Annotated in this window: 14 protein-coding genes; all 14 read left to right on the top strand. The window is 35.0% G+C overall.

Annotated features, from left to right (window positions below; all coding sequences use genetic code 11):
• The 14 genes from NNL09_RS09455 (at position 1) to NNL09_RS09520 (ending at position 25,782) form a co-directional block, all read left to right on the top strand.
• On the top strand, positions 1-5,391 hold the full coding sequence (locus tag NNL09_RS09455; RefSeq protein WP_196911557.1) for a DUF4157 domain-containing protein: 5,391 nt from the start codon (positions 1-3) through the stop codon (positions 5,389-5,391).
• A gap of 43 nt (positions 5,392-5,434) precedes the next feature.
• On the top strand, positions 5,435-6,013 hold the full coding sequence (locus NNL09_RS09460) for a hypothetical protein (protein WP_152538318.1): 579 nt from the start codon (positions 5,435-5,437) through the stop codon (positions 6,011-6,013).
• A gap of 15 nt (positions 6,014-6,028) precedes the next feature.
• Positions 6,029-7,204 (top strand): DUF4157 domain-containing protein, encoded by a 1,176-nt coding sequence (locus NNL09_RS09465; RefSeq protein ID WP_196911558.1) that lies wholly within the window; start codon positions 6,029-6,031, stop codon positions 7,202-7,204.
• A gap of 116 nt (positions 7,205-7,320) precedes the next feature.
• On the top strand, positions 7,321-8,682 hold the full coding sequence (locus tag NNL09_RS09470; protein ID WP_196911559.1) for an ATP-binding protein: 1,362 nt from the start codon (positions 7,321-7,323) through the stop codon (positions 8,680-8,682).
• Between the two features lie 581 nt (positions 8,683-9,263).
• Positions 9,264-10,247: a toll/interleukin-1 receptor domain-containing protein gene (locus NNL09_RS09475; protein ID WP_025665826.1), complete on the top strand. Its 984-nt coding sequence runs from the start codon at positions 9,264-9,266 to the stop codon at positions 10,245-10,247.
• 2 nt (positions 10,248-10,249) lie between these two features.
• On the top strand, positions 10,250-11,320 hold the full coding sequence (locus NNL09_RS09480; RefSeq protein WP_025665825.1) for an isoaspartyl peptidase/L-asparaginase family protein: 1,071 nt from the start codon (positions 10,250-10,252) through the stop codon (positions 11,318-11,320).
• 160 nt (positions 11,321-11,480) lie between these two features.
• On the top strand, positions 11,481-12,413 hold the full coding sequence (locus tag NNL09_RS09485; RefSeq protein ID WP_196911560.1) for a hypothetical protein: 933 nt from the start codon (positions 11,481-11,483) through the stop codon (positions 12,411-12,413).
• 148 nt (positions 12,414-12,561) lie between these two features.
• Complete coding sequence (locus tag NNL09_RS09490; protein WP_196911561.1) at positions 12,562-18,087, top strand: alpha-2-macroglobulin; 5,526 nt, start codon at positions 12,562-12,564, stop codon at positions 18,085-18,087.
• Positions 18,088-18,146: 59 nt separating this feature from the next.
• Entirely contained in the window at positions 18,147-18,659 is a 513-nt protein-coding gene (locus tag NNL09_RS09495; protein ID WP_196911562.1) for a hypothetical protein, read from the top strand.
• A 19-nt stretch (positions 18,660-18,678) separates the two neighbouring features.
• Positions 18,679-18,972: an antibiotic biosynthesis monooxygenase gene (locus NNL09_RS09500; RefSeq protein WP_025665821.1), complete on the top strand. Its 294-nt coding sequence runs from the start codon at positions 18,679-18,681 to the stop codon at positions 18,970-18,972.
• Between the two features lie 82 nt (positions 18,973-19,054).
• Positions 19,055-19,825, top strand: coding sequence for a 5'-nucleotidase C-terminal domain-containing protein (locus tag NNL09_RS09505; protein WP_196911563.1), 771 nt, complete (start codon positions 19,055-19,057; stop codon positions 19,823-19,825).
• Positions 19,815-20,732, top strand: coding sequence for a bifunctional UDP-sugar hydrolase/5'-nucleotidase (locus NNL09_RS09510; RefSeq protein WP_025665819.1), 918 nt, complete (start codon positions 19,815-19,817; stop codon positions 20,730-20,732). The genes NNL09_RS09505 and NNL09_RS09510 overlap by 11 nt, the downstream gene beginning before the upstream one ends.
• A gap of 196 nt (positions 20,733-20,928) precedes the next feature.
• Positions 20,929-23,289 carry a penicillin-binding protein 1C gene (gene pbpC / locus NNL09_RS09515; protein ID WP_196911564.1) on the top strand — a complete coding sequence of 787 codons (2,361 nt, stop codon included), beginning with the start codon at positions 20,929-20,931 and terminating at the stop codon, positions 23,287-23,289.
• A 210-nt stretch (positions 23,290-23,499) separates the two neighbouring features.
• Entirely contained in the window at positions 23,500-25,782 is a 2,283-nt protein-coding gene (locus NNL09_RS09520) for a GEVED domain-containing protein (protein ID WP_196911565.1), read from the top strand.
• Positions 25,783-25,824: the final 42 nt, after the last annotated feature.

Here is a 25,824-nt window from a genome sequence, read left to right on the forward strand (position 1 = left end):
TTGTTTTCTACAACAGCAGATAAGACAGCGAAACCCTCTGTGAGCGTACAACGCAAGACAGAACAAACTTTTTTTGGATCTCAAAAAGAGCAGAGGACAACTGCGTCAGAACCTACCTTTTTTAAGCCAGCCATTCAGGCCAAATTACGAGTGAATCAACCTAATGATGTCTACGAAAAAGAAGCAGATCTTGTAGCAGAAAGAGTGGTAAATATGTCGGATCAGCAGGTTGGTTTGCAAAATACTGCTCCTCCCGAAGTGCAACGTCAGGAAGAAGAAAAAGAAGAAGAGGAAACTATCCAGACAGCAGCTATTTCTGTACAAAGAATGGCAGATGAAGAACAGGAAGAATCTCCTTCTATACAAACCAAACAATACACTTTTATACAAAGAGAAGAGAATACAGATATGCAAGCATCATCTAGTGATGAGGAAGAATCCTTGCAGAGATATTCGAATGAGCGGTCACCTTCTATGTATCATTCAGATGTTATACAAAGAAGTGGCCGCGGTCCGCCCGCTACGGGTGTGCGATTTCAGAATCAATTGCACAATTCAACTTCAGGTGGCCGATCCATGTCTAAATCGGTCAGTAGTTTTATGGAATCCCGCTTTGGGGCAGATTTTAGTGCAGTAAAAATACATACTGACACGAGCGCTCAGCAAATGAGTAAGCAAGTAAATGCACATGCTTTTACTTATGGAAATCATGTCTATTTCAATAGCGGAAAATACGATCCGGATTCAAGTTCGGGTAAAACGTTACTTGCGCATGAGTTAACACATACCATTCAGCAGGGAGCATCTCCTGTTGCCCAATCCAAAGTACAGCGAAAACACGCATTCACAGCTGTACAGAAAAAGTCTATTCTTCAAAGACAAGTAGCACCACAACTAACAAAAGCTGTAGAACTTGCAGAGGGTGAAAAAGGAAAAGTTATTGCCAATAAAGAGGGGGCAGATGGGTATCGTTACGGTTGGGAAAGATTAATGGAGTATTTTGAAACCACCTTTGGAAAGGACAAAATAGTCTCACAACCAACAGGCGAAAAAAATATAGTTCCTAGAATAAATATCAAAAAACAATCCAAATTCAAAGGAAATATTATTGATCATAATGACAAACTCGGTGTAGGAATGAGAGATGCTATGCCTAGTTGGTGTGGTATATTTGCTTTCTGGGCATTAAACAAAGCCGGTATCCCTATGCCTAAATGGCAATTAGGAGTACCATTTATCCCACCTGAAGCAGCTTATCCACCAGGTTATACTCCAAAACCAGGAGATTTGGCATATAAAAAACTACGCTCTCATTACGGGTTGGTTGTAGGTATGGAAGGCACCAATCGTGTAAAAAGTGTAAATGGAAACACAGCTGGTGATGATAATTTAGGTGGTGAAATCCAAGTACAAACCCACGATATTAGTAACTGGCAAGGCTTCTTTAATCCGATGGTGGCTAAAACCGGAAATTTAAGAGATCCAGAACACGGTGATAAGGATACCAAACCTAAAACCCTGGAAGAACTACTTAAACTTAAGTATGGCGTAAACCGAAAAGCTGAGAACGAAAACGAAGAAGAAGAAATCCAGGCTAAACCAGAAGAAGATCAGAAGGAAGAAGAAATCCAGACCAAAAAGGATGGTGTTAAGAAAGAGGAGGAAGAGGAAATCCAGACTAAACCTGAAGATGATCAGGAAAAAGAGAAAGATGAAGAAATGCTTCAGGCAAAATCTGAAGAGCCAGAAAAAGAAGAAGGCGAAGAAACGATACAGAGAACTGAAATTGGTAGCCCAGGAGGGTTTGCTTCAAACGGGGTAGAGTACGAATCTGATGATAGTGCTGCAGACATACAAACCAAAGCAGAATCGTCGTTAGCAAGCCAGGTGAAAACCAAATCGAATGGTCCAATGATACAGGGTGGATGGCTTGGTGATGCCTGGAATGCTGTGTCAGGATTAGCCTCTGATATGGCGGATCTTATAGAAGAAGGAATCGATAAAGCCAAAGATTTCTTGATCGATAAGGTGCTGGATTTTGTTGGAGAAATACCAGGATACACCCTATTGACCTATATTATGGGTAAAGACCCAATTAAAGGTACCAAGGTAAATAAAACACCGCTTACATTATTAGATGCTGTATTGGATATTATTCCAATAGGAGGGGATACCGTGAAATGGGTATTGGATTATTTTAAGGCTACAAATCCGGTAGCAAATTGGTTATTTGATTCTGTAAAACGTTTTTCGGGCCTCATAGAAAGTGTGAAATCGAAGTTTGCTAGTTTCTGGAATAGATTAAGTATCAAAGATGTTGGTAATCCCGAACGCGTTATGAATGATGTGGCAAACTTGTTTCAATCTGTGGTTACACAGGTGGTTTCATTTGTGGATGATGTAGGAAAGGATTTCCTAAGTACGGTCAAAGATATTGCTGTTACCAATCTGGTAACCGTGGTTAAGAAATATTTCCCAAATGCTTATGATCTACTAACGGTAATACTTGAGGAAGATCCAATAACCAAGAAACGAGTTGACCGAAATGGAACCAATATTCTTAATGCCGGATTAAAAGTGTTAGGAGATCGAGGAGCACAAATAAAACGCCAGATGATAGAGAATGGCATCTTCGAAAAATGCGCTGGCTGGATCGATAGAAGTATAAATCTGATGCTTTCTTTGGTATCTGATGTTAAAAATATTTTTAGTACTGCTTGGGAACTCATTTCGTTTAAATCACTTTTCACTCCAATAGAAACATTTAATAAAATAGCAGAAGCATTTACAACACCAATAAAACGAATTTCATCTTTTATTACAGATGCAATGATAGAATTATTAGCCCTATTGAGAGAGGTGCTAGTATCAAAATTAAGTGATTTTGCTAAGAAACAGAGAGGGTACTTCTTGGTAACCGTATTGATTGGTAAAGATCCGTTTACTGGTAATAAGGTAAGAAGAAACACAGAAAATATCATTCATGGATTCTTTAGCCTTATGGATGGTGGAGAAGCGCAGTTCCAGCAAATGAAGGAAAGTGGGAAAATTGATCAAATGACCCAAAAGGTTAACAAAGCAGTCAAGCGTCTTGGATTCACGGTCGAATATGTTCTCGGACTCTTCACAAGTTTATGGGAATCCATGAGTTGGAAAGACTTCCTTAATCCGCCAGGCGTTTTCGTGAAGATCTTTAACACTTTCAAATCACCAGTAATACGACTAGTGAAATTTATCATCACGATTGTAAAAATTGCCATTGAAATAATGCTCATTGCTATGAACTTCCCGTTTGATACGGTTAACAATATTATACAACGTTCTCTCGAGGCCTTTGGTAATATAAAACGTGATCCTATTGGATTCCTGAAAAATATACTTAAAGGTATTAAGCAAGGCTTTGTACAGTTCTTTGATAATATTCTCAAGCATTTAATGAGTGGATTAGCTACCTGGTTATTTGGCTCACTAGGTGGTTTAGGTATTAAAATGCCTCCTGATTTCAGCTTCAAAAGTATACTTAATCTTGTGCTTGAGATTTTGGGGATAAGTGTAGATAAAATAATGGAGCGCGTATGGATCAAATTAACCGAGCAAATAGGTGCTGAGAAAGTCGCTAAGATTAAAGGAGCTATAGATAAATTAACGGGTATTTGGGCTTTTGTAAAAGACGTTATCAAAAGAGGACCAATAGCTATTTGGGAATATGTGCAGGAGAAATTAAGCGAGTTATGGAATATGGTGTTGGATGCTGCCAAAAACTGGATCATGACCAAGGTTATAGAATCAGTTATCACCAAATTGTTAAGTATGCTAGATCCAACAGGAATCATGGCTGTAATCAATAGTGTAATTGCCATTTATAAAGCGATTCAATCCTTTATTGAGCACCTCAAGGCAATGCTAGAGATCTTAAATTCATTTGTCAATGGTGTGGCAGAAATCGCTGCAGGAAATATTAAAGTAGCTGCCGATTTCTTAGAAGGAGCCATGGCAAAAGGAGTTCCGGTATTGATAGGCTTCCTGGCAAACCAGGTAGGTTTAGGGGATATAGGTAAAAAATTGGCAGAGATTATTGGTAAAGTAAGAGAGAAAATTACCGAAGGTATAGATTGGTTGGTAGGTAAAGCATTAAAAATCGGAATGCCAATTATAAATGGTGTACTTAAAGCCATCGAATTTGGAGAAGGTTTGGTCGAGAAAGGAAAAGAGAAATTGAAAGATATAGCCTCTAAAATAATAGGTTGGTTTAAGTTTAAAGAGAATTTTAAATCGAAGGATGGAGGAAGCCATAAACTATTTATAAAAGAGGTAGGAGGTAAAAAAATATTCTATGTTGCCAGTGAAGAGACTCCAGTTGAGAAATTTTTGAAAGATAAGTCAGGAAAAGAAACTGATACGACAAAAAAAGCAGCTATAACAGGAGCATTAAACTATTACCAGGGAACAGTTGTTACAAAAGAAAAGGATGTGTCAACCAAGGAGGCAGAATACATAGCAGAGCCAGATAAAAAGAAAACTAGAGCAAAAAGATTTCAATATCAAAAAGCTACACAGGAATTAAGATCTATAATGCAAACATTTGCAAACAAATTATCAGATTTAGATTTTGGAAATGAAAATGATGCAACGGTTAGAACAAAAATCAAAAAAACCAAAAAAGGAGCAAGAGCTGGAAATGTTACTGCGTGGCCACTAACTCATTTGCCAGGTGATTTTATAGGATCTTCTCCAAAGCAGAACCCTCCAGGATGGACTGCACATGCACAAGATGCTTCTGACAAATGGGTGCGAGGTCATTTATTGAGTGAACACCTTCATGGTCCAGGTCTAAATTGGAATTTAACTCCAATTAGTCAAAGTGTGAATTCTGGTATGGAAGGAGTGGAAAGTGCAATGATTCCAAGAATTAAAGAACAAGATAAATTCTTTTTTTACATTACTAATGTTACCTATGATGATTCCAGAACTGATGAAAATGTTAATATTCCTACAGACATAAGCATTGAGTCTGGTGAATTAGAAAGAGAAGAAGGGAAGGATGATTCGTTTATCAAGAAAGATACTAATACTGTACCATTCACTGTTGGTATACCTACGATGAGTGGTCCTCCTAATTTAAATAGTATAGGTAGGCCGACTATGGAGATTAAAGGAATTAACTCCCGCTTGGCAAGGGATATTCTAAGTTGTAGAGATAAGTTTCAAGAAACACATGGAGGGTTTGATGATTTGCCTGACCTTATTAACAAACTACAAATGTTTTATGCTGGAACTCTAACACCAAAAGATGGCAATTATCCAAAAAAATGGCTTAGTGAGTTATCTAATGATCACATTACGAGTCTAAATACTATAATAAATACAAATAATGTTATTACTATTTCATGATATGAGGAGTACTATACAAAAATTCGATAAGCTATTAATTGATATGAAAAGGAATCCTTATTTAAGAGTAAGTAATGGGTTAATAGGAAAATCTACAAACATCCGTTTGAAAGAAATTATACTTAAAAGTATTGATTTTAAATTGAATGAGATGATACATGAATTTTACGATTCGATTTCATCTGTTAAAATAAGATGGGAATGTGATCTAAATGCCCATTCAGAGATTCAGAAATATGATAAAAATGATGAACAATTATACGGAGAAATAAATATAAATACCTTAGGTAAAATGGTACTCTTTGATAGTGCTCTTGATAATGAGTATTGGACTGCAAATTTCGAAAAAGATGGTTGGGAAGACCTCAAACAGTTCAGAGTTTTTGAAAAACATGATGAATATAGGAAGGTAGGTTTCTTAATCGAAAACAACTTCATAGATACAAATCTATATTCTCTTGAAAAAGGAGCTACAGGCTTTAGCACATTTCCATTAAATTTTGAAGAATATCTGGATAAACTAATTGAATTCAAAGGTTTTTTGGGATGGCGTTATAACATCATTGATACGAAAGGAGAAGACTACAAGCGTATGATTTACTATTTAAACCAAATATTCTAATTAAAGTAAGAAATCATGAAACATAAATCATTTAGAAAACGAAGGGTAAAAAAACAACAACCTTCTAAGAAAAAGCAACAGAACGATAATTTCTTTGAATCACAAGTACAGCGCAAATGTGAAAAATGTAAGGATGAAGACAAAAAAGAAGTGCAAAAGAAATCTGATGGACAATCAACTACAGCTTCTAAGAGTTTCTTTGGTTCTTATATGAATACTATCGATAGTAAAGGAAGTTCATTATCAAAAAACAATCGAGCATTTTTTGAAAGCAGAATGAATGATAATTTTGGAGATGTAAAATTGCATAACGATAAAGAATCAGCAAGTGCTGCCAAAGAAATTGGAGCTAAAGCCTTTGCATGGCAAAATCATATTGTAGTTAATAGTGAGTATTACAAAGAGGGGAGCCTGGAAGGAAAAAAACTATTAGCTCATGAATTAAAACATATTCAGCAGCAAAAAAACGGAAAACATATAATCCAGATGATGCTCGAAGAAGATGCTACAGAACCTGCAACAAAAGAAGAGGAAGAAGTTGCAGAACCAACTACAGAAGAAGGAGTACAACAAACCTCTGCGGCCGATTCTGAAACAATGGAGAAAGAGGCCGAGCAAGAGGAAGAGATGATAATGGTTCCAGAAAATATTCCTGATTTTCAAACCTTTGGGAAAGCATTTGCCAAAACAGCCTATGCAAATTCTGTAACTTTTGAAGGAAGAACAGATGCTACTTTTGATGGTGGTACAGGTTCGACAAGAAGTTTAAGTAGAACACCCTCAGAAGATTGTGTGAATTGTGCAGAAGGGGATTGCTGGCATTATACCGGGCAGTTACAAATAGATTATAGTGTATCTACTAATATTACGTTACCAGATGTTCCCGAAGGGCTAACAGAGTGTCAACATGAAAGAGTAAGAAATGCAATCGATAACGTCCTGTCTCCTCATGAGGATGATCATGTAACTGCTTTTAACCAATATAACGGTAGTGTAACATTACCTATTGATTACACAGGATGTAGTGCTGGTATCCAGGAGTATGTAGAGAATTTGCATTATATAAATGCAGCTTCAAGAGAAGCAAGAGTACAAGCGGCCAGCGATGCTTTGGATCCATTTCATGTTGCTGTAGATTTAGATTGTGAAGACGAATCAACTCCAGCTCCTACACCAGACGCAGAGCAATAAGGGGCAAAACACTCTTTTTTAAATATCAAATATGCAGTATCTTGAACAAAATACGTGTTAGCAATATTGTGCTCTATATTGCCAAGTAAGTAGCAATACACTTTATATATTAAGATATGCAAGGAATAAAAGGTAATCTGAAAATAGTTCCCTCTTATGAAGACGATTTTGATAAGTGCCTCGATTCATTAGGTAAAATATTAATAGAGCGAATTACTACAGCCCATAAAAATTCGGAAATCGATCTGGCAAAATATGATGATATTTCGTTTACACCAGTTTTGGATAAGGTTTTACAAATAAACGATGCTTTTTCATTTGAAGAGAAACTGGTGCTTTTATTAGGTATTGCTCCTTATATCAGACCTGGGTTTCTTGAAGATATTATGGCTCAAGCACTTCCGCAGGGAGGTGAATTTATAGCTTTTGGAGGAGTAAAAGGACAACATCATCGAGGTATTTTACCTACAGGAGAAACTGCACTTTTTTTATTAGCAGGTATGAATATCTCTAAAAGATTACATTTTCAGAAAATATTTGGTAGTGATGCTTTATTTGCCAAGTACGGATTATTACAAGTAGATTCTGTGTCAAATAAGGAGCCGAATATGAGTGGACGCCTCACGCCAGACGCAGATTGGTTAGAGTTAATCTTATTAGGGCAAGAAGCTGCACCAGTTCACAGTATAGAATTTCCTGCACGCAAAATCTCTACTTCTATGTTATGGGAGGATTTAGTATTGCATCCTCAAACCAAAGATCAAATAAATGACATTCAAGTTTGGATGAATCATCATGATAAGATATTTAAAGACCCTACATTCGGAAGGAAAATCAAGCCAGGATACCGAGTTCTTTTTTATGGTAAACCAGGAACCGGAAAAACCTTAACCGCATCCTTATTGGGGAATAAGTTTGATATTCCGGTATATAGAATTGATTTATCATTGGTAATATCAAAATATATAGGCGAAACCGAAAAACACATCGAATTAGTGTTTTCAAGAGCAGAGCGTAAACGTTGGATTTTGTTTTTTGATGAAGCAGATGCGCTATTTCATAAAAGAGTTGGGGTCAATACTTCTAATGATAGAGCAGCAAATCAAGAAGTTTCTTATTTGTTACAACGTATTGAAGATTTTGAAGGGCTTCTAATTCTAGCATCTAATTTCAAAAATAACATAGACGATGCTTTCTTAAGACGATTTCATAATATTATTCATTTCCCTATGCCAGGGACATCAGAAAGGTACAAATTGTGGGTACAGAGTATTCCAGGTGATATGAAATGTAATAGTGATATTGACTGGAAAGAAATTGCCGATAAATACGAAATTACAGGTGCAGAAATTATTAACGTAATGTATTATGCTTCTTTAAAGGCTTATTCTAGGAAAGAAAATATAATACTTAAGAATGATGTTTATGAAGGAATTAAGAAAGAGCTTAAAAAACAAGATAAGGCTTTTTCCTATTAGGAGACTTTCCACTTTTACATTTCAAAGATTTCGTCTTTTTGACCTTCAGTTGAACCTTTTCGATGAAAATTTAGGCTTTAGAGGTTCAACGTTGGGTGACCAATGTCTAAATTTAAGCCTATGTTCTCTAAAATTAGGCTTCCTGCACTCAATTTTGAAACCCTAACCTCTAAATTTGAGACTCTCTTGTCTAACCGAACGTCTTTTTGACCCACCGAAAGGTCTTTTTCATCTATTCTTCTGCATTATTCGACTTTGGAGCACTTTTGGTACGATTAAAAAACTGTTTTAGCTCGGTTACTTTTTTGGTAAATTCAATTCGGAGATGGTATAACACATCAAAATACCATTTCTACATTGCATCATGCTCTAGATGATACAGATCTTATTCTTGATTTTTATCCCTTATTATCACTCACTTTATAGCGCTAAACTCACCTGTTTTTACGGTTTAAAAGTAAAAGTTTTGTTGGAATATTTCCTATAAAAATTGGAAATATTCCAAATAAACAAAGTAATTTTGTAGTAGCAATTTTTAGTAAGAATTAGTCAGTTTTAGGTTAAAAAAAAAGAAGTCAGTGATGAAAAACAAGAATTATGAATATGATGTTGCGCTTTCTTTTGCTGGAGAGAATAGAGCATATGTAGAGGAGGTTGCGAATAGCCTCAGGATAAGAGGAATCAAAGTGTTTTATGACCTATTTGAGGAAACAAACTTATGGGGTAAAAACTTATATGAATATTTATCCGAGATTTATCAAAACAGGGCAAGATATACAGTACTATTTATATCAGGGTTTTACAATCAAAAATTATGGACCAACCATGAGAGAGCCTCTATGCAAGCAAGGGCATTTCAGGAAAGTAGAGAGTATATTCTGCCAGCTAGATTTGATGATACAGAGATTCCTGGGATATTGAAAACTGTAGGATATATTAACTTGAAAGATAGAAGTCCAGACGAGTTTGCGGGGCTGATCGAAAAAAAACTAAAAAAAGATCAAACCTTTTTGAAAAGTAAATGGTCAAAAATTTCTACCCTGATCAATCCAAAACCTTTCATTTTTACTATTAAAGTGGTAAATGAAAAAGAAGAATCGATTAAAAATGCCAAAGTGGTCTTAGTCGCTAATAATTCTACATATCTTGAAGGGTTTTCTGATGAAAAAGGATTGGCACATTTTATTATTCGAACACGTAAATTATATACTGTGCTTATTGCTCATCCAGAATATCCGGCAGTACTATTCAAAAATATTAACCCAAAGGAGGATATAGAAGTAACTATTGAAAAATTAAAAGGATCAGGTTCTGTAATCCTTAATAAATCTGGGGAAACACCAGGGATTATGGGTAGGATAAAACCTGTGTTGAAATCAAACAATAGAATATCATTATATGCCGACAACATAGCGATTGAAGGGGGGCAACATCAACCTTATGATATTGAGTTAAATAAATCAATAATTTTAGAAGATAATGGAGGAAATAGTATACATTTAACCTTCAGATTCTTTCAAGGGAGAATCGCTTTAATCGATTATTGTAAACACAAATTATCTTAATTATGAAAAGAGTAATCATCTTTTTTAGTTTTATTTTGTTTTTGGCTTGTAAAGAACAGCCAAAGGAAACAGCAGAAACACCTATTGTCGAAACTGCCAAGGAGGAAATTAAAAAACCAGAGGATAGTTTTGGAATTGTAATTCATGGTGGAGCAGGAACTATCTTGAAAAAGAATATGACTCCAGAAAAAGAAGCAGCTTATAAAGCTAAACTCGAAGAAGCAATAAAAGTAGGACATACCATTCTTAAAAATGGAGGGACCAGCCTTGAAGCTGTTGAGAAAACGATAAATGTCCTTGAGAATTCTCCATTATTTAATGCAGGTAAGGGAGCAGTATTTACTAATGAAGGAACTAATGAATTAGATGCTTCTATTATGGATGGTAGTAACCTTAATGCCGGGGCAGTAGCAGGAGTTAAAACTGTTAAAAACCCAATCAATCTAGCTAGAGAAGTAATGCTTAATTCTCCTCATGTATTATTATCAGGTAGTGGAGCCGAATTATTTGCTAAAGAAAGAAACCTTGAGATTGTTGATCCAGCATATTTCTTTACAGAAGACCGCATGAAATCGCTAGAGAGAGTAAAAGAAAAACTAAAAAACAAAGAAGCAAATAAAACCACGGCTTTTTATGACCCCTTTATAAAAGACTCTAAATTCGGGACAGTTGGCTGTGCTGCATTAGACAAAAATGGAAATTTAGCTGCAGGAACCTCTACAGGAGGAATGACTAATAAAAAATGGAATCGTATAGGAGATTCGCCGATTATTGGAGCAGGAACATATGCTAATAATGCAACTTGTGCGGTGTCAAGTACAGGGTGGGGAGAATATTTTATACGAGCGATGGTGGCACATGATATTTCGGCATTAATGGAGTATAAAGGGCTTTCTCTTGAGGAAGCTGCCAAAGAAGTAATACAGAAAAAGCTTACCGATCTTGGTGGTACAGGAGGAATTGTAGCAATAGATAATAAAGGTAATGTAACTATGGAATTTAATACTGCCGGAATGTATCGTGCAACAATGAACGCTACCGGAGATCTTACTATAGGAATTTATAAAGAATAATTCTCCTGTTTTTAATTTTAAAAATTTACCCTCCTGTACTAAGGAGGGTTTTTTATTTTGAAGATATTGTAGAGCAAAAATTCACTATTTTCTGGGGGAAATAGAACCAAAAATCTCATTACTTTTATCCAATAATTACAATTGTATAAATGATAAGCTGATGAAAAGAATATTGATTTTTGTAATAATCTGTATGATGAATAAAGGTATGGCTCAAAATAAAGAAAATATAGTTGGTTTATATGCATTAGGCTCTCATTCTCCAGAAGGAGGAAGTCATCTGTTTGTTTTAGAAAATGGCAAATTTGTGATTACTTATTTTGGAGGTGTGCAAGTGGGAAGTTGGCGTATAGATAAAGATCAAACTTTTTTGTTTACCCCAGACACTAAGAAAAATGAATTCGAACTTTATGGGAGGTATAATAAAAAGATACAAGACAGTTTAAAGATCTTTTTTACAGGTTTTGAAGAATCACGAAGTTTTATGAGTCTAAAAAAATCAAAAGATGATCACTATATCATGAAACAGGTATTTAATGATGACGCTAACTGCTTTGGTTATCCTTATGTAGAAACTTTTAAAAAGGATTCTGATTTGATTTCTTTTATGGCCATAAATGAAAGAATGAATACGGCTATATATGATTTTAATATCAAAGGATTTAATGATTTTATAGCTTGTTTTTTTACTAGAGAAAATGAGGTGTATCCTTTTTATACTACATTGAAAGACAACAAACTATACATAGATGAAAACGAATATTCAGAAAAACGCCCTTTGCCAACAGAAGGAGAGGATATAGAATTTATTAGAGCAATAGCCAATAAGAATACTTCTGAAAACGCGCTCTTTTATAATCCTTCATATAATCCCTTTAAAGAGGACATAAATGCAAGCCATGTTTTTGACAAAGAAAAGCAAGCATATATTATTCCGGGGTTTTATAAAGAAGGAAATGAGGATAGAACAGATGACGAAGCATTTTTCGATATATCGATCATCTATAAATATGAATTGTGTACAGGTACTTTTGCTAAATCAGTCAATTATAAAATTGAAGATAAACCTATTTTTCAGGTTAACTGTAAATAAGTGAATTTATAGATGTTGGATAAGTGTCAAAAAAGACAGATTATAAAGGATTAAAAAATAAAATTGAAATTTACAACTTTAAGCAGATTGAGATGGTGTAGAATACAGTTAATAATTACTACCTTTAATCCGCTAAACATCGACTAATATGAAATTATCACGAATTCTCTATCTGTTACTTTTTGTAGCATTCGCATTTTCTTGTAAAAAAAAAGACGATCAATCTATAGCTGAAGCAAATGCTTCAGAATTAAACAAATATCAAGAATATATCTCAGATGTATCTTCAGGGGTAATTTCGGTTTTGGATAATGTGTATGTCGTATTACAAACACCAGTAGAAGGTTGGGATGATAATCAAGAACTACCAAAAGATATACTTACTGTATCACCAAAAGTAAAAGGTAAAATTATTGCCGTAAATAATCGAACTATTTCTTTTCAACCAGAAGAAGGGTTTGACGAGGACACAGCTTACACTTTTACTCTAGATCTAGAAGAATTAGTTAAAGATTTTGAGGACGATCTAGATGAAGAATTTGTTTTTACAGTGAAAACATTAAAGCAACAGTTTTCGATAATTACCGATAATCTTCAGTCGTATAGTAAAGATTGGCAATATATAGATGGAACAATAACATCTAGTGATCAAATGAAATTTGATGTTGCAAAGCAACTTATTACTGCTTCGCAAAAAGGAAAGAAAGTAGCCGTAAAATTTAGTGAATCCATCGATAAAAGCCGTCAGTTTAGTTTCAGAATAGATAGTATTCAACGTTTTGAAGAAGATTCAGAAGTTACTATTAAATGGTCTGGTAAATCTTTCGATATAGACACAGAAGGCGAGGATGTATTATCCATTCCTGGGAAGAATAATTTTTCTATAATTAGTGTTTCGGTTGCTAATGTAGATAATCAATATGTAGAGATTAATTTTTCTGATCCACTTAAGAAAAATCAAAACTTTAATGGTCTGGTTACCATCTCTGGAGCCAAAAACTTAAAATATACTGTACATGGCAATGTCCTTAAAGTATATCCAAAACAAGAACTTAAAGGAACATTAGAGGTAACTGTTTTTGAAGGAATTAAAAGTACAGATAACTATAAATTAAAGAACACATATACCGAAAAAGTATCTTTTCAACAACCAAATCCAGAGATTCGCTTACTGCAAAGCGGAGTGATTTTACCGACTTCGGATAATCTGAAATTTAATTTTGAAGCGATCAACCTTCGTGCTGTCGAAGTACAGGTAGTTAAAGTCTTTGAAAATAATGTCCTTCAGTTTTTACAAAACAATAACCTTAACGGTTCTGGTGATTTAAGAAGTGTAGCAAGACCAATTGCCAAAAAACTAATTAATCTTCAGGAGAATCCATCTTTAAACCTTAGCAAATGGAATGCTTTTGCAATTGATTTAAAAAAGCTCATTACACCAGATCCCGGAGCAATCTATAGAGTCGAACTAAATTATCGTAAAGCATATTCGCTTTACAAATGTGATGGTGCGGCTACAGATGATACTCCAATCGATGAATTAACAGATAATTATGACGAAGAAGAGGAATCTAGTTTTTGGGATAGCTCTCAATATTACTATGATGATTACTACGATTATAATTGGGAAGAAAGAGAAAACCCATGTAGCACTTCTTACTTTAGAGATAAAAAAATTAGTGCAAATGTATTAGCTTCTAATCTGGGAGTAGTCGTTAAAAAAGGGCTTAATAATGCATATATGGTTACGGTTAATGATATTATTACTACCAGTCCTGTATCAAATGCAAAAGTAACTTTTTACAATTATCAGCAACAAGAGATGGGAGTGGCGACTACCGATGCAGAAGGAATAACTGGTTTTGATGCAGATCGCCCGGCATATTTTGCTATTGCCCAATCCGGAAAACAGCAAACCTATGTAAAATTAAATGATGGGAATGCATTATCGGTAAGCAAATTTGATGTTTCTGGAGTGAGATTGCAAAAAGGAATCAAAGGATATATTTACGGAGAACGTGGTGTTTGGCGTCCTGGAGATACTTTATTTTTGTCTTTTATGCTTAATGATAATGCAAATAAATTACCCAAAGGACACCCAGTAAAATTTGAATTACGTGACCCATATGGTAAAGTAACTTACCAGGAAACAAAGACTAATGGGATCAACAATTTCTACAAATTTGTTGTACATACTTCTGATGAAGCGCCTACTGGTAATTGGCAAGCCAAAGTTAATGTTGGGGGAGCTAATTTTAGTAAAACACTTAAAATTGAAACCATAAAACCTAATCGTCTTAAAATCAAAACGACTTTTGATGATGAAGTTTTGGGAGTTAATAAAAACATACAAGGTAATCTCGAAGTATTATGGTTGCATGGCGCAATAGCAAAAAACCTGAAAACAGATATAAATGTTCGATTCAATCCAAAAACAACCAGTTTTAAAACCTTCCCGGGATATGTTTTTGATGATCCAACCCGTAGGTTTGGAACTGAGGAACAAGAAGTATTTCAAGGGCAAATTTCTAACGAAGGAAAAGCGAGTTTTAACCTTAGGCCAAAACTAGAAAATAAAGCAGCAGGGATGCTAAAAGCTTCTTTTATTACGAAGGTATATGAAAACGGGGGAGATTTTAGTACCGATGTGATTAGTAAAGAATTTTCTCCATATAGTACCTATATTGGAGTAAATGTTCCTAAAGGAGACAAAGCACGAGGGATGTTGTTAACCGATACAAAACATAATTTTGAAGTTGTCTCTGTAGATGACAAAGGAAACCCTAAATCGGCCAAAGACCTTGAGGTCTTTATCTATAAAGTCGATTGGAGATGGTGGTGGGATACATCAGAAGATAATCTGTCTTCTTATAATAGAGGATCATATCATAACGAAGTATTCAAGACCAAGGTAACAACTAATAGTAATGGTAAAGCCAACTTTAATTTTGAATTAAAATACCCAGAATGGGGAAGATACCTAGTAAGAGTAGTAGACCCAAATGGAGGACATGCTACCGGAAAAATAATGTATATCGATTGGCCAGGTTGGGCTGGGAAATCACGTAAAAATGATCCTTCGGCCGCAACAATGTTATTATTTTCGACAGATAAAAACACCTATAATGTTGGAGAGAAAGCTATTGTAACCTTTCCGTCTAGTGAAGGAGGAAGAGCATTAGTAACAGTAGAAAACGGTACCGAAGTACTATCTTCACAATGGGTAACTCCGCAAAAAGGAGAAACGAAGTTCGAATTACCCATCGAAGAATTATACACTCCCAATGTGTATATACATATCACATTATTGCAACCACATGCAGATACAGCAAACGATTTACCGATACGTTTGTACGGGATCGTTCCAATTTCTGTTGAAGACCCAAATACTAAGGTGCAACCTAAGTTAACAATGCCAGATGTATTACGACCAGAAGAAACAATCACACTGAAAGTTGGAGAAAATAATGGTAAACCTATGACCTATTCTATTGCTATCGTAGATGAAGGTCTATTAGATTTAACACGATTTAAAACACCAAATCCCTGGAATAGTTTTTATGCACGTGAAGCACTCGGAGTAAAAACCTGGGATGTATATGATGATGTAATTGGTGCCTATGGCGGAAGCATTAATCAGGTATTTAGTATTGGTGGTGATGCAGAAGCGGGTGGTAGCAAATCAAAAAAAGCGAACCGATTTAAACCAATGGTTGTCTTTGAAGGGCCATTTGAACTTAAAAAAGGAGAGACGCGTGCTCATAAAATTAAAATTCCAAAATATGTAGGATCTGTACGTACCATGATTGTGGCTTCAGATGCCGAAAAAGCAGCTTATGGTAGTGTAGACAAGACTACACCAGTACGTAAACCACTAATGGTTCTGACTTCGATTCCTCGTAAAATTACTCCTGGAGAAAAAGTAACCATACCGGTTACCGTTTTTGCAATGGAAAATAAAGTGAAAAACGTAACTGTTACTTTAAAACCTAACAAAGGATTTACAGTAATTGGTGAGGCACAACAAAAACTATCATTTCCTCAACCCGATGAGAAAATGGCCTATTTTGATATCGAAGTGCTAGAAGGAGCTTCACTTACAGATATCGAAGTAGTGGCTAGTGGTGGTGGAGAAAAAGCATCATACAAGGTTCCAATCAATATAGTGAACCCAAATCCAATGACAACAGAAGTTACATCGATTGTTTTAGAACCTAATAGTGAACAGGAAGTAGATTTTGCAGCATTTGGAATTGATGGAAGTAATAGTGCAACAATTGAGTTCTCATCATTACCACCAATGAATTTTGAAAGTAGATTAAGTTATCTAATTCGTTATCCACATGGTTGTGTTGAACAAACAACTTCAGCCGCATTCCCACAATTGTATCTTGGTGATGTATTCAATTTATCATCTGATAAAAAGCAGAAAATACAGAAAAATATAGAAGCCGCAATGTATAGGCTAAAACGTTTTATACAACCTAATGGAGGAATGTCATATTGGCCTGGATATAGTAACCCTAATGATTGGGGAACAACCTATGCTGGTCATTTCTTGCTAGAAGCAAATAAACAAGGATACGTATTACCAATAGGCTTTAAAAGTAACTGGATTAATTACCAACAGCAACAGGCTAAACGATGGAGAAGTGGTAATAATGATCTGGCGCAAGCCTATCGATTATATACATTAGCTCTTGCCGGTAGTCCTGATCTATCTTCAATGAACAGGTTAAGAGAGACTTCGGGATTATCTAATGATGCCAAATTGAGATTAGCCGCAGCTTATGGATTAATTACTCAGACAAAAGCAGCAAACCAATTGCTTAATTCGGCAAATATTGATTTTCAGCCCAGAAATAATAGCCATTACACTTATGGCTCTACCAATCGAAATCGAGCAATGGCACTAGAGACACTTGTAGCTTTGGACCAAAAAACGAAGGCTCAGAAAGTAGCAGTAGATTTGGCAAAAGAATTATCTTCTAAAAACTGGATGAGTACACAAACTACATCCTACGCATTAATGGCAATGGCAAAATATGCAGCCTATGTAGGTGGGAAAGGAGTAAACATAAACTATATTCTTAACGGGAAATCAACAAATGCCAATACAGATAAAACATTAGCTACCTCTGGTGAACTCTCTATTCTAAAAGACAATAAACTGATTCTTAAAAACAATAAGGATAACACCATTTTTGTGCAAATTGCAACAAGCGGAATTCTACCTGTCGGTCAGGAAAAAGTAATTCAAAGCAAGTTTAAAGCAATTGTAGATTATAAAACAAAAGATGGTAATATTATTAATCCGATACTATTAACTCAAGGAACAGATTTTGTGGCAGAAGTAACCATTACGAATACTACTGGTTCTAAAGTAAAAGATATTGCATTAACCGAAATTTTCCCATCTGGGTGGGAAATAGTCAATACTCGATTTACAGATTTCGGATCGTTTAAAGCCAATGCAGTAACACATACCGATATACGTGATGATAGAGTAAATTTCTATTTTGATCTAAAACCAAATGAAAGTAAAACGATGACCATTTTATTAAATGCATCCTACCTGGGTAAATATTATCTGCCAGGTATCCAATGCGAAGCGATGTATGATAATAGTTATTTAGTAAGAAGTAAAGGGAAATGGGTTGAGGTAGTGAAGTAGATGAATGGGTTTTGATTTATAAATAAGCTCTTTAACCTAAATAAAATGTTACAAATATTATGAAAAAATACCTGCTTAAATATATCATGCTCTTTGTATTAGGGTTGTATTCTACTCAATCCTTTGCTTGTGATTGTGACTGTGATGGAGACTGTTCATTTTCTTCAGTTTCAACAGGAGGTTTTGTTGCTTTGGTAAAAGTAATTGAGTATTCTGAATTTTTAGAATTTGAAGATGATGGGAAATCAAAGAAAATGCCTTTGGCGATGAAAGTAGAAGTTATAAAAAAATACAAAGGTGAAGATACCCGTAAAATCATACAGATTTGGGGGGATAACGGAATGCTATGTCGGCCATATACTGATTATTTTAAAATTGGGAACCATTATTTAATTGCGCCAAACAAAATCTGGAAGAATTCTGAAAATGGAAAAGAAGGAGATTATGATTTCTTTGCATGTGAAGTTGGTTTTTTGGATGTTGATCTCAAAAAAAAGATGGTCTATGGAGCATATGCTAAAAACATAAATAAAATTTCATTTTCTAAAATAGAAACCATTTTAAATAAATAAAAATTAGCTTGATGAAATAATGATTTTAGAACAAGCGATTTTATATATAAAACCAGGAGAATCAGAAGCTTTTGCCAAAGCTTTTAAAGAAGCTCAAAAAATCATTTCTGCTATGAAAGGATATATCAGACATGATGTATTGAAATGTATAGAAGAAAATGATAAATATTTACTGTTGGTTGAGTGGGAAACGATAGAGGATCATGAAACAGGTTTCAGAAAATCTGAAGAGTATCAGGAATGGAAAAAATTATTACATCACTTTTATGACCCTTTTCCTGTAGTGCAACATTATGCATCTATATTATCCTGATATTGCAAAGTGGGTATTTTAACTTAACGATAAAGCAACGTACTGTTTTTTTTATTACCATTGTTGAAAAATCGAAAAATATATGAATACTAAGTTTTATAAGCTTTTACCAGGCCTTTTTTGCTTGATAAGTATTTGTTCCTGTAAGCAACAATCGGTTTCTGTACATAAGATCTCAGCAATTCAACAAAAAATTGATTCTACAATAATTGCAGATAAAGCTATAGATTCATTTATTGCACCTTTCCGAGATCATTTGAATAAAACTTTGGATGCTACACTGTGTATTGCTCCAGTAGATTTCACTAAACACGATAGAAAATTAGAAAGCAAATTAGGGAACCTTACAGCAGATATTTCTTTACATCAGGTAGAACCGATTTTCAAAAAAAGATATAATAAAGAAATTGATTTTGTATTATTAAATCATGGAGGTCTGCGGGCACCAATACTCAAAGGGCCGGTAACTGCAAGAACAGCCTTTGAAGTAATGCCTTTTGAAAATGAATTGGTAGTAGCAGAATTATCTTATGAAAAAGTACAGGAGCTAGTTTCTTATTTGATTGAAAAACAACAAGCGCACCCTGTTTCTAATTTACAACTCAGTATTGTAAAACAATCAAAAGAAGTACAAAAGTTAGTTATTAATGGAGAACCATTGCAAAAAGGTAAAACCTATTTAGTACTTACTACAGATTATTTGCAACAAGGAGGAGATAGTATGAACTTCTTTAAAGATCCTATACAGTTATACAAAACAGATTATAAATTTAGAAATGCACTAATCGATTATTTTAAATCAATAGACACCATAAAAGTACAACTGGATAAAAGAATGAGATATGCAGAATAGGAGAAGATTTATACAGCAAATAGTATCGGCAACAGCTTTAGCTAGTTTAGGAGGGGGAAGTTTAGTGTCCTGTGTTAAACCAGCATCAAAAAAGATAACAGTACTACATACCAACGATGTACATAGCCAGATTGATCCTCTACCAAATAATCATTATAAATACCCAGGATTAGGAGGATTTGCCAGAAGAGCATCGATTATAGAAAAAGTACGAAAAGAAAATCCGAATACTATTTTATTAGATGCAGGGGATATTTTTCAGGGCACTCCATATTTTAATTATTATGGTGGGGAAATTGAATTTAAACTAATGTCAAAACTAAACTATGATCTTGCTACCATTGGAAATCATGATTTTGATAACGGGATAAATGGAATACTGAACCAATTACCTAATGCCACTTTTGATTTTGTATCAGCCAACTATGATTTTAAAAATACGGTGCTAGATGGTATCGTAAAACCATATAAAATATTAGTTAGAGAAGGGATTAAAATCGGAGTTTTTGGTTTAGGAATAGAGTTGGAAGGTTTAGTGAATAAAAATTTATATAAAGAAACCCAATATCTCGACCCTATTGAAATTGCTCAAGATATCACAAGGGTATTAAAAGAAGATCAGCAGTGCGATCTTGTAATTTGCCTTTCTCATATTGGGTATGAGTATAAAAATGCTAAGGATAAAATTTCTGATCTTCACCTAGCCAAAAAAACAAAAGATATTGATCTGATTATAGGAGGTCATACGCATACTTTATTGCCGAAACCAGCAGTTGTAGATAATGTGGCAGGAGAGAAAGTACTTATTAACCAATGTGGTAAAAGCGGGGTTTATATGGGACAAATTGATTTTTATTTTGACACCAACGGGAATAAAACAGCAGAAGGAAGATCAATAGAGGTTTAAAATGCTTTTTTGAATAATATATAGATTCATCCACATACACATTGAACTCATCTTGACTTTTTGTTTTTAACCGAAAATGAAGTGAAATTTGACCAGATGAGATACTTTTTGAAAGTCATAGCAGGGCCTACGGCTAAGAAAAGTAACGAAATATGGGTGAAATTCAACCATTTTTTAGGAAATAGAAAAAGTCAAGATGAGTTCATTGCTTAAAAACATAAAAAACTACATAAAAACCCATCCAAAACGCTTCTTAATTCTTGGAGTAGCGTTAATTGTATATTATTTTTTATTACCAAGACCATTATTTGATGATCCAACTGCAACAGTAATTGAGACTAGAAACGGTGAATTATTAGGTGCTAAAATTGCAACCGATGGGCAATGGCGTTTCCCCGAGACCGATAGTGTGCCCGAAAAATTCAAACGATGTATCATTGCATTTGAAGATCAGCAGTTTTATCGACATTTAGGATTTAATCCTGTTGCGATGGGAGAAGCAATTATCGAAAATAGTAGTGCAGGTAAAGTGGTTAGAGGAGGAAGTACTATCACTCAGCAGGTTATTCGTTTGGCACGAAAAGGTAAAAAACGTACCTATTTTGAAAAACTAAAAGAATTAATACTGGCTACGCGACTGGAGTTTGGAGCTTCTAAAGAAAAGATTTTGAAACTATACGCCTCTCATGCTCCTTTTGGGGGTAATGTAGTAGGAATCGATATGGCAGCTTGGCGTTATTTTGGATTACCAGCCCATCAATTATCCTGGGCAGAGACAGCAACACTTGCAGTACTACCTAATGCGCCTTCTTTAATCTACCCTGGAAAAAATCAAATTAAATTATTAAAGAAAAGAAACCGATTGCTTCTTACGCTTTTAGAAGAAGAAACCATTGATTCATTAACATATCAACTATCAATAAGCGAAACACTACCTAAGAAGCCTTATTTTTTACCACAAACAGCTCCGCATTTGTTAGAAAGATTAGCCAAAAAGCATCTAGGTAAAAGAGTGCAAACTACAATTGATCCAATACTACAAAAACAGGTTAACCGAGTGGTTAAAAGGCATTATGAGGTATTAAAACAAAATGAAGTACATAATATGGCGGTTTTGATTTTGGATGTTGATACCAGGGAAGTACTAAGTTATGTAGGAAATTCACCAACAGATAAAACACATCAAAAAGATGTAGATATTATCGAGGCAGGGCGTAGTACAGGAAGTACATTAAAACCATTATTATATGCCGCAATGATGGATAAAGGAGAATTGTTACCAGAACAATTGGTCTCTGATATTCCTACAGTAATTTCGGGGTATAATCCCAAGAATTTTGATGAAGGCTATAGTGGTGCTGTTGCAGCAAATCGAGCTTTGGCACGTTCTTTAAATATACCAGCAGTTCGATTGTTGCAAAAATATGGCCTACAGAGATTTAGAGATGAAATGAATGCATTTCAAATTAGAGATTTGAAATATGGGGCTGACCACTATGGATTGTCATTAATTGTTGGAGGAGCAGAAGGAAACCTTTGGGATCTTAGTAAAACGTATGCAGGTTTTGCAGGTACGTTAAATCATTATCAAAGTACCTCTAGTGAATATTTTACTCGAGAATTTATCGAACCAATTGTTTTGACTGAAAGGGAAGTGGATTTTGGCAAAAGAACACAACAAAAACCAGTATATGGCGCTGGTAGCATCTGGTTGACCTTTGAAGCTATGAAAAAAGTAAACAGACCAGAAGGTGATGAAGCATGGGAGTTTTATGATTCTTCTAGAGAGATTGCCTGGAAAACAGGAACCAGTTATGGTAACAGAGATGCTTGGGCAATAGGTGCTAGCCAAAAATATGTAGTAGGTATTTGGGTTGGTAATGCCGACGGAGAAGGGCGACCAGAACTCACAGGATTAAATTCGGCTGCACCTGTTTTATTTGATGTATATAACCTATTACCAAAATCTAAGTGGTTCCCTGCTCCTTATGATGATCTGATTACTGTTACGGTCTGTACTAAAAGTGGTTTTTTGGCGGGTAGCAATTGCCCAACCAAATTAATGGATGTTCCCGTTTCTGAAACCAGAACCAAACCTTGTCCATATCATCAATTAGTACACTTGGACAGGACAGGGCAATACAGAGTAAATTCTTCTTGCGAACCTGTTGGTAATATGATTCATGAATCTTGGTTTGTTCTACCTCCGTTGCAAGAGTATTTTTTTAAAACAGGTAATTCTCGTTATCGTTCCTTACCACCATATCGACCTGATTGTATAAAAGAATCTCAGGAACGAATGGATTTTATTTTTCCAAAACCTAATAGTAGTGTATATTTACCCAAAGGATTTGATGGTAAAACTAATGAGGTAATTCTTAAAATTGCACATACAAATCCCGAAACCCGTGTGTTTTGGTATATAGATCATCAATTTGTTGGTACAACAAAGCAGTTTCATGAAATGCCTGTAGCTCCAAAACCAGGAATGCATATTATTACCGTTTTAGACGAAAAAGGAAATGAATTAAAACGGAAAATAGAAATCAAAGATTGATTTTGATTTAATCCCGTAATTCTTCTGTTTTTTTCACGTAAATAGCCTCATAATGAGATTGTTAAGAAATATATAAAATACTGCAATTTTGTGTTAAAATAATAAAATTGTTAAATTTTGAACAATTGTCTTGTTATCTTAGAATCAACATTTTACAAACTAGCTAGCGTTAATTATTAACGTATAACTCAAACTTAACTCTTAAAACCAATGAAAAATGCAATTTTATTGCTTGTCATATTTTTATGTTCAAGCATTACAGCCTATTCCCAAATAGGCCAAGGAGGAGAACCTTTGTTCTCGAATGAACGTATTTCAAAATCAAGCCAAATTCCTAGTGTCACATTACCTAAACTGGATGTGGCTAAACTACTAAAAGAAGATGCATTAGAATCAAGTAAAGACGTACCAATGCGTTTTGCGTATGCTCATCAAACGAATCTTAATCCAAAAAATTCTGGAAAATGGTATACCAATTCGAAAGGTGACCGGTATTGGCTGATTGAGATTGAATCTAAAGGAGCACTATCACTTAACCTTACTTTTTCGAATTTCAAGATTCCTGAAGGAGGTAAATTATTTGTCTATAACAGAGACAAATCTGATGTTCGCGGAGCATTTACTTCTGCTAATAATAAGAGCTCAAAGCGATTAGGTTTAGCTCCTGTAAAAGGAGATAAAATTATAGTAGAATATTTTCAACCAGCTCAGGTAAAACAACAACCAGATTTAAATATTTCTACTGTTGCTCATGATTATAGAGGTATAATGAACATGGCAAAAGACTTTGGACAATCTGGATCTTGTAATAATAATGTAGTTTGTTCGGAAGGAGATCCATGGAGAGATCAAATTAGATCTGTTGCATTAGTAATTTTAGGAAACGGAACCAGATGGTGCTCTGGATCCTTAATTAATAACACAGCTAACAACGGAACTCCATATTTTTTGACAGCAAATCACTGTACATCAGGCCGTGACGTGACCAATTGGGTTTTTGTGTTTAACTATGAATCTCCCGGGTGTACCAATAACTCTGATGGATCCACAAGTCAGTCTATTTCTGGTTCGCAGATGATGGATAGCGGATCGAGTTCTGATTATGCATTATTAAAACTGTCTTCTACACCACCTTCAAGTTATAATGTATATTATTCGGGATGGGATGCCACTGGAAGTATTCCTACTCAAACTACGGGTATTCATCATCCTAGAGGTGATGTTAAAAAAATATCATTTGATAATGATGCATCTTCTATTTCTGGATATTTAGGAGGTTCTGGAAGTACACATTGGCAAGTTACTGATTGGAATGACGGAACCACAGAAGGAGGGTCTTCGGGTTCTGCTCTTTTTGATCAAAATAAAAGAATTGTTGGCCAATTACACGGGGGATATGCTGCTTGTGGTAACGACAGAGGTGATTGGTATGGACGTTTATCTGTAACATATCCAAATATTTGCCAGTGGCTGGCTCCTGGATGTACTACCAAAATAGTGGACGGACATAACCCTGGGAGCGGTGGAGATACACAGGCACCTTCTGCTCCTGCAGGATTAAGCGCCTCTAATGTTGCAGCAACCTCTGTATCACTTTCATGGAATGCCTCTACCGATAATATTGGTGTGACTGGATATGATGTATATCAAGGAAATTCAATTGCTACATCGGTAACAGGTACTTCAGCAAATATTACTGGACTAACGGCTAATACAGCATATCAATTTAGAGTAAAGGCCAAAGATGCAGCTGGAAACATTTCTGGATTTAGTAATACAGTTAATGTAACTACTACAGGCGGTGGAGTTACCTATTGTTCTGCTAATGGAAATAATGCTTCTGAAGAATATATTAGTAGAGTGCAACTAGGGTCTATTGATAAAACTTCTACCGCAGGAAGCGGAGGATATAGTGATTTTACATCAGAATCTACAAATCTATCCAAAGGAAGTTCAAATACGATTACGGTAACACCAACCTGGACAGGCACGACATATAATGAAGCATATAGAGTCTGGATAGATTATAATCAAGATGGTGATTTTACAGATGCCGGAGAACAAGTCTGGACGCAATCTGCTACCCAAAACACAACGGTAAGTGGAAGCTTTACAGTACCTTCGTCTGCTACCAATGGAACGACTAGAATGCGAGTTATTATGAGGTATAATACATCTCCTTCTCCTTGTGGATCATTTAATTATGGAGAGGTCGAAGATTATACTGTTGTGATTGGTGGATCGGTTGCTGCAAAACAAAATAATAATGTAACACTTTATCCTAATCCGGCCAGAGATATACTTAATGTATCATTCAACTCAGGGTCTGAAGAAGTCTCGTATTCGGTAATAGATATTTTAGGAAAAACAATTATCTCGGAAACAGGTAAAAATAGATCGACTATAAATGTCGGAAGTTTAAAACAAGGAATCTATTTCCTGAAATTTAGCGATGGGAACAATCAATATACTAAACGTTTTGTGAAGCGATAAAGTCAAACTAGCTAGCTTAGTATGTAAAATATGAAAAAGAGA

Origin of the sequence: Aquimarina sp. EL_43 (assembly GCF_943422735.1) — a bacterium.
Classification (GTDB): Bacteria; Bacteroidota; Bacteroidia; order Flavobacteriales; family Flavobacteriaceae; genus Aquimarina; species Aquimarina megaterium.

What these genes read in the sequence shown, in the direction of transcription:
- NNL09_RS09480 (WP_025665825.1), top strand. Translation starts at nt 10,250, where the DNA reads ATGAAAAGAGTAATCATCTTTTTTAGTTTTATTTTGTTTTTGGCTTGT.
- NNL09_RS09510 (WP_025665819.1), top strand. Translation starts at nt 19,815, where the DNA reads ATGCAGAATAGGAGAAGATTTATACAGCAAATAGTATCGGCAACAGCT.
- NNL09_RS09495 (WP_196911562.1), top strand. Translation starts at nt 18,147, where the DNA reads ATGAAAAAATACCTGCTTAAATATATCATGCTCTTTGTATTAGGGTTG.
- NNL09_RS09520 (WP_196911565.1), top strand. Translation starts at nt 23,500, where the DNA reads ATGAAAAATGCAATTTTATTGCTTGTCATATTTTTATGTTCAAGCATT.
- NNL09_RS09505 (WP_196911563.1), top strand. Translation starts at nt 19,055, where the DNA reads ATGAATACTAAGTTTTATAAGCTTTTACCAGGCCTTTTTTGCTTGATA.
- NNL09_RS09470 (WP_196911559.1), top strand. Translation starts at nt 7,321, where the DNA reads ATGCAAGGAATAAAAGGTAATCTGAAAATAGTTCCCTCTTATGAAGAC.
- NNL09_RS09490 (WP_196911561.1), top strand. Translation starts at nt 12,562, where the DNA reads ATGAAATTATCACGAATTCTCTATCTGTTACTTTTTGTAGCATTCGCA.
- NNL09_RS09460 (WP_152538318.1), top strand. Translation starts at nt 5,435, where the DNA reads ATGAAAAGGAATCCTTATTTAAGAGTAAGTAATGGGTTAATAGGAAAA.
- NNL09_RS09465 (WP_196911558.1), top strand. Translation starts at nt 6,029, where the DNA reads ATGAAACATAAATCATTTAGAAAACGAAGGGTAAAAAAACAACAACCT.
- NNL09_RS09500 (WP_025665821.1), top strand. Translation starts at nt 18,679, where the DNA reads ATGATTTTAGAACAAGCGATTTTATATATAAAACCAGGAGAATCAGAA.
- NNL09_RS09485 (WP_196911560.1), top strand. Translation starts at nt 11,481, where the DNA reads ATGAAAAGAATATTGATTTTTGTAATAATCTGTATGATGAATAAAGGT.
- NNL09_RS09475 (WP_025665826.1), top strand. Translation starts at nt 9,264, where the DNA reads ATGAAAAACAAGAATTATGAATATGATGTTGCGCTTTCTTTTGCTGGA.
- pbpC (WP_196911564.1), top strand. Translation starts at nt 20,929, where the DNA reads ATGAGTTCATTGCTTAAAAACATAAAAAACTACATAAAAACCCATCCA.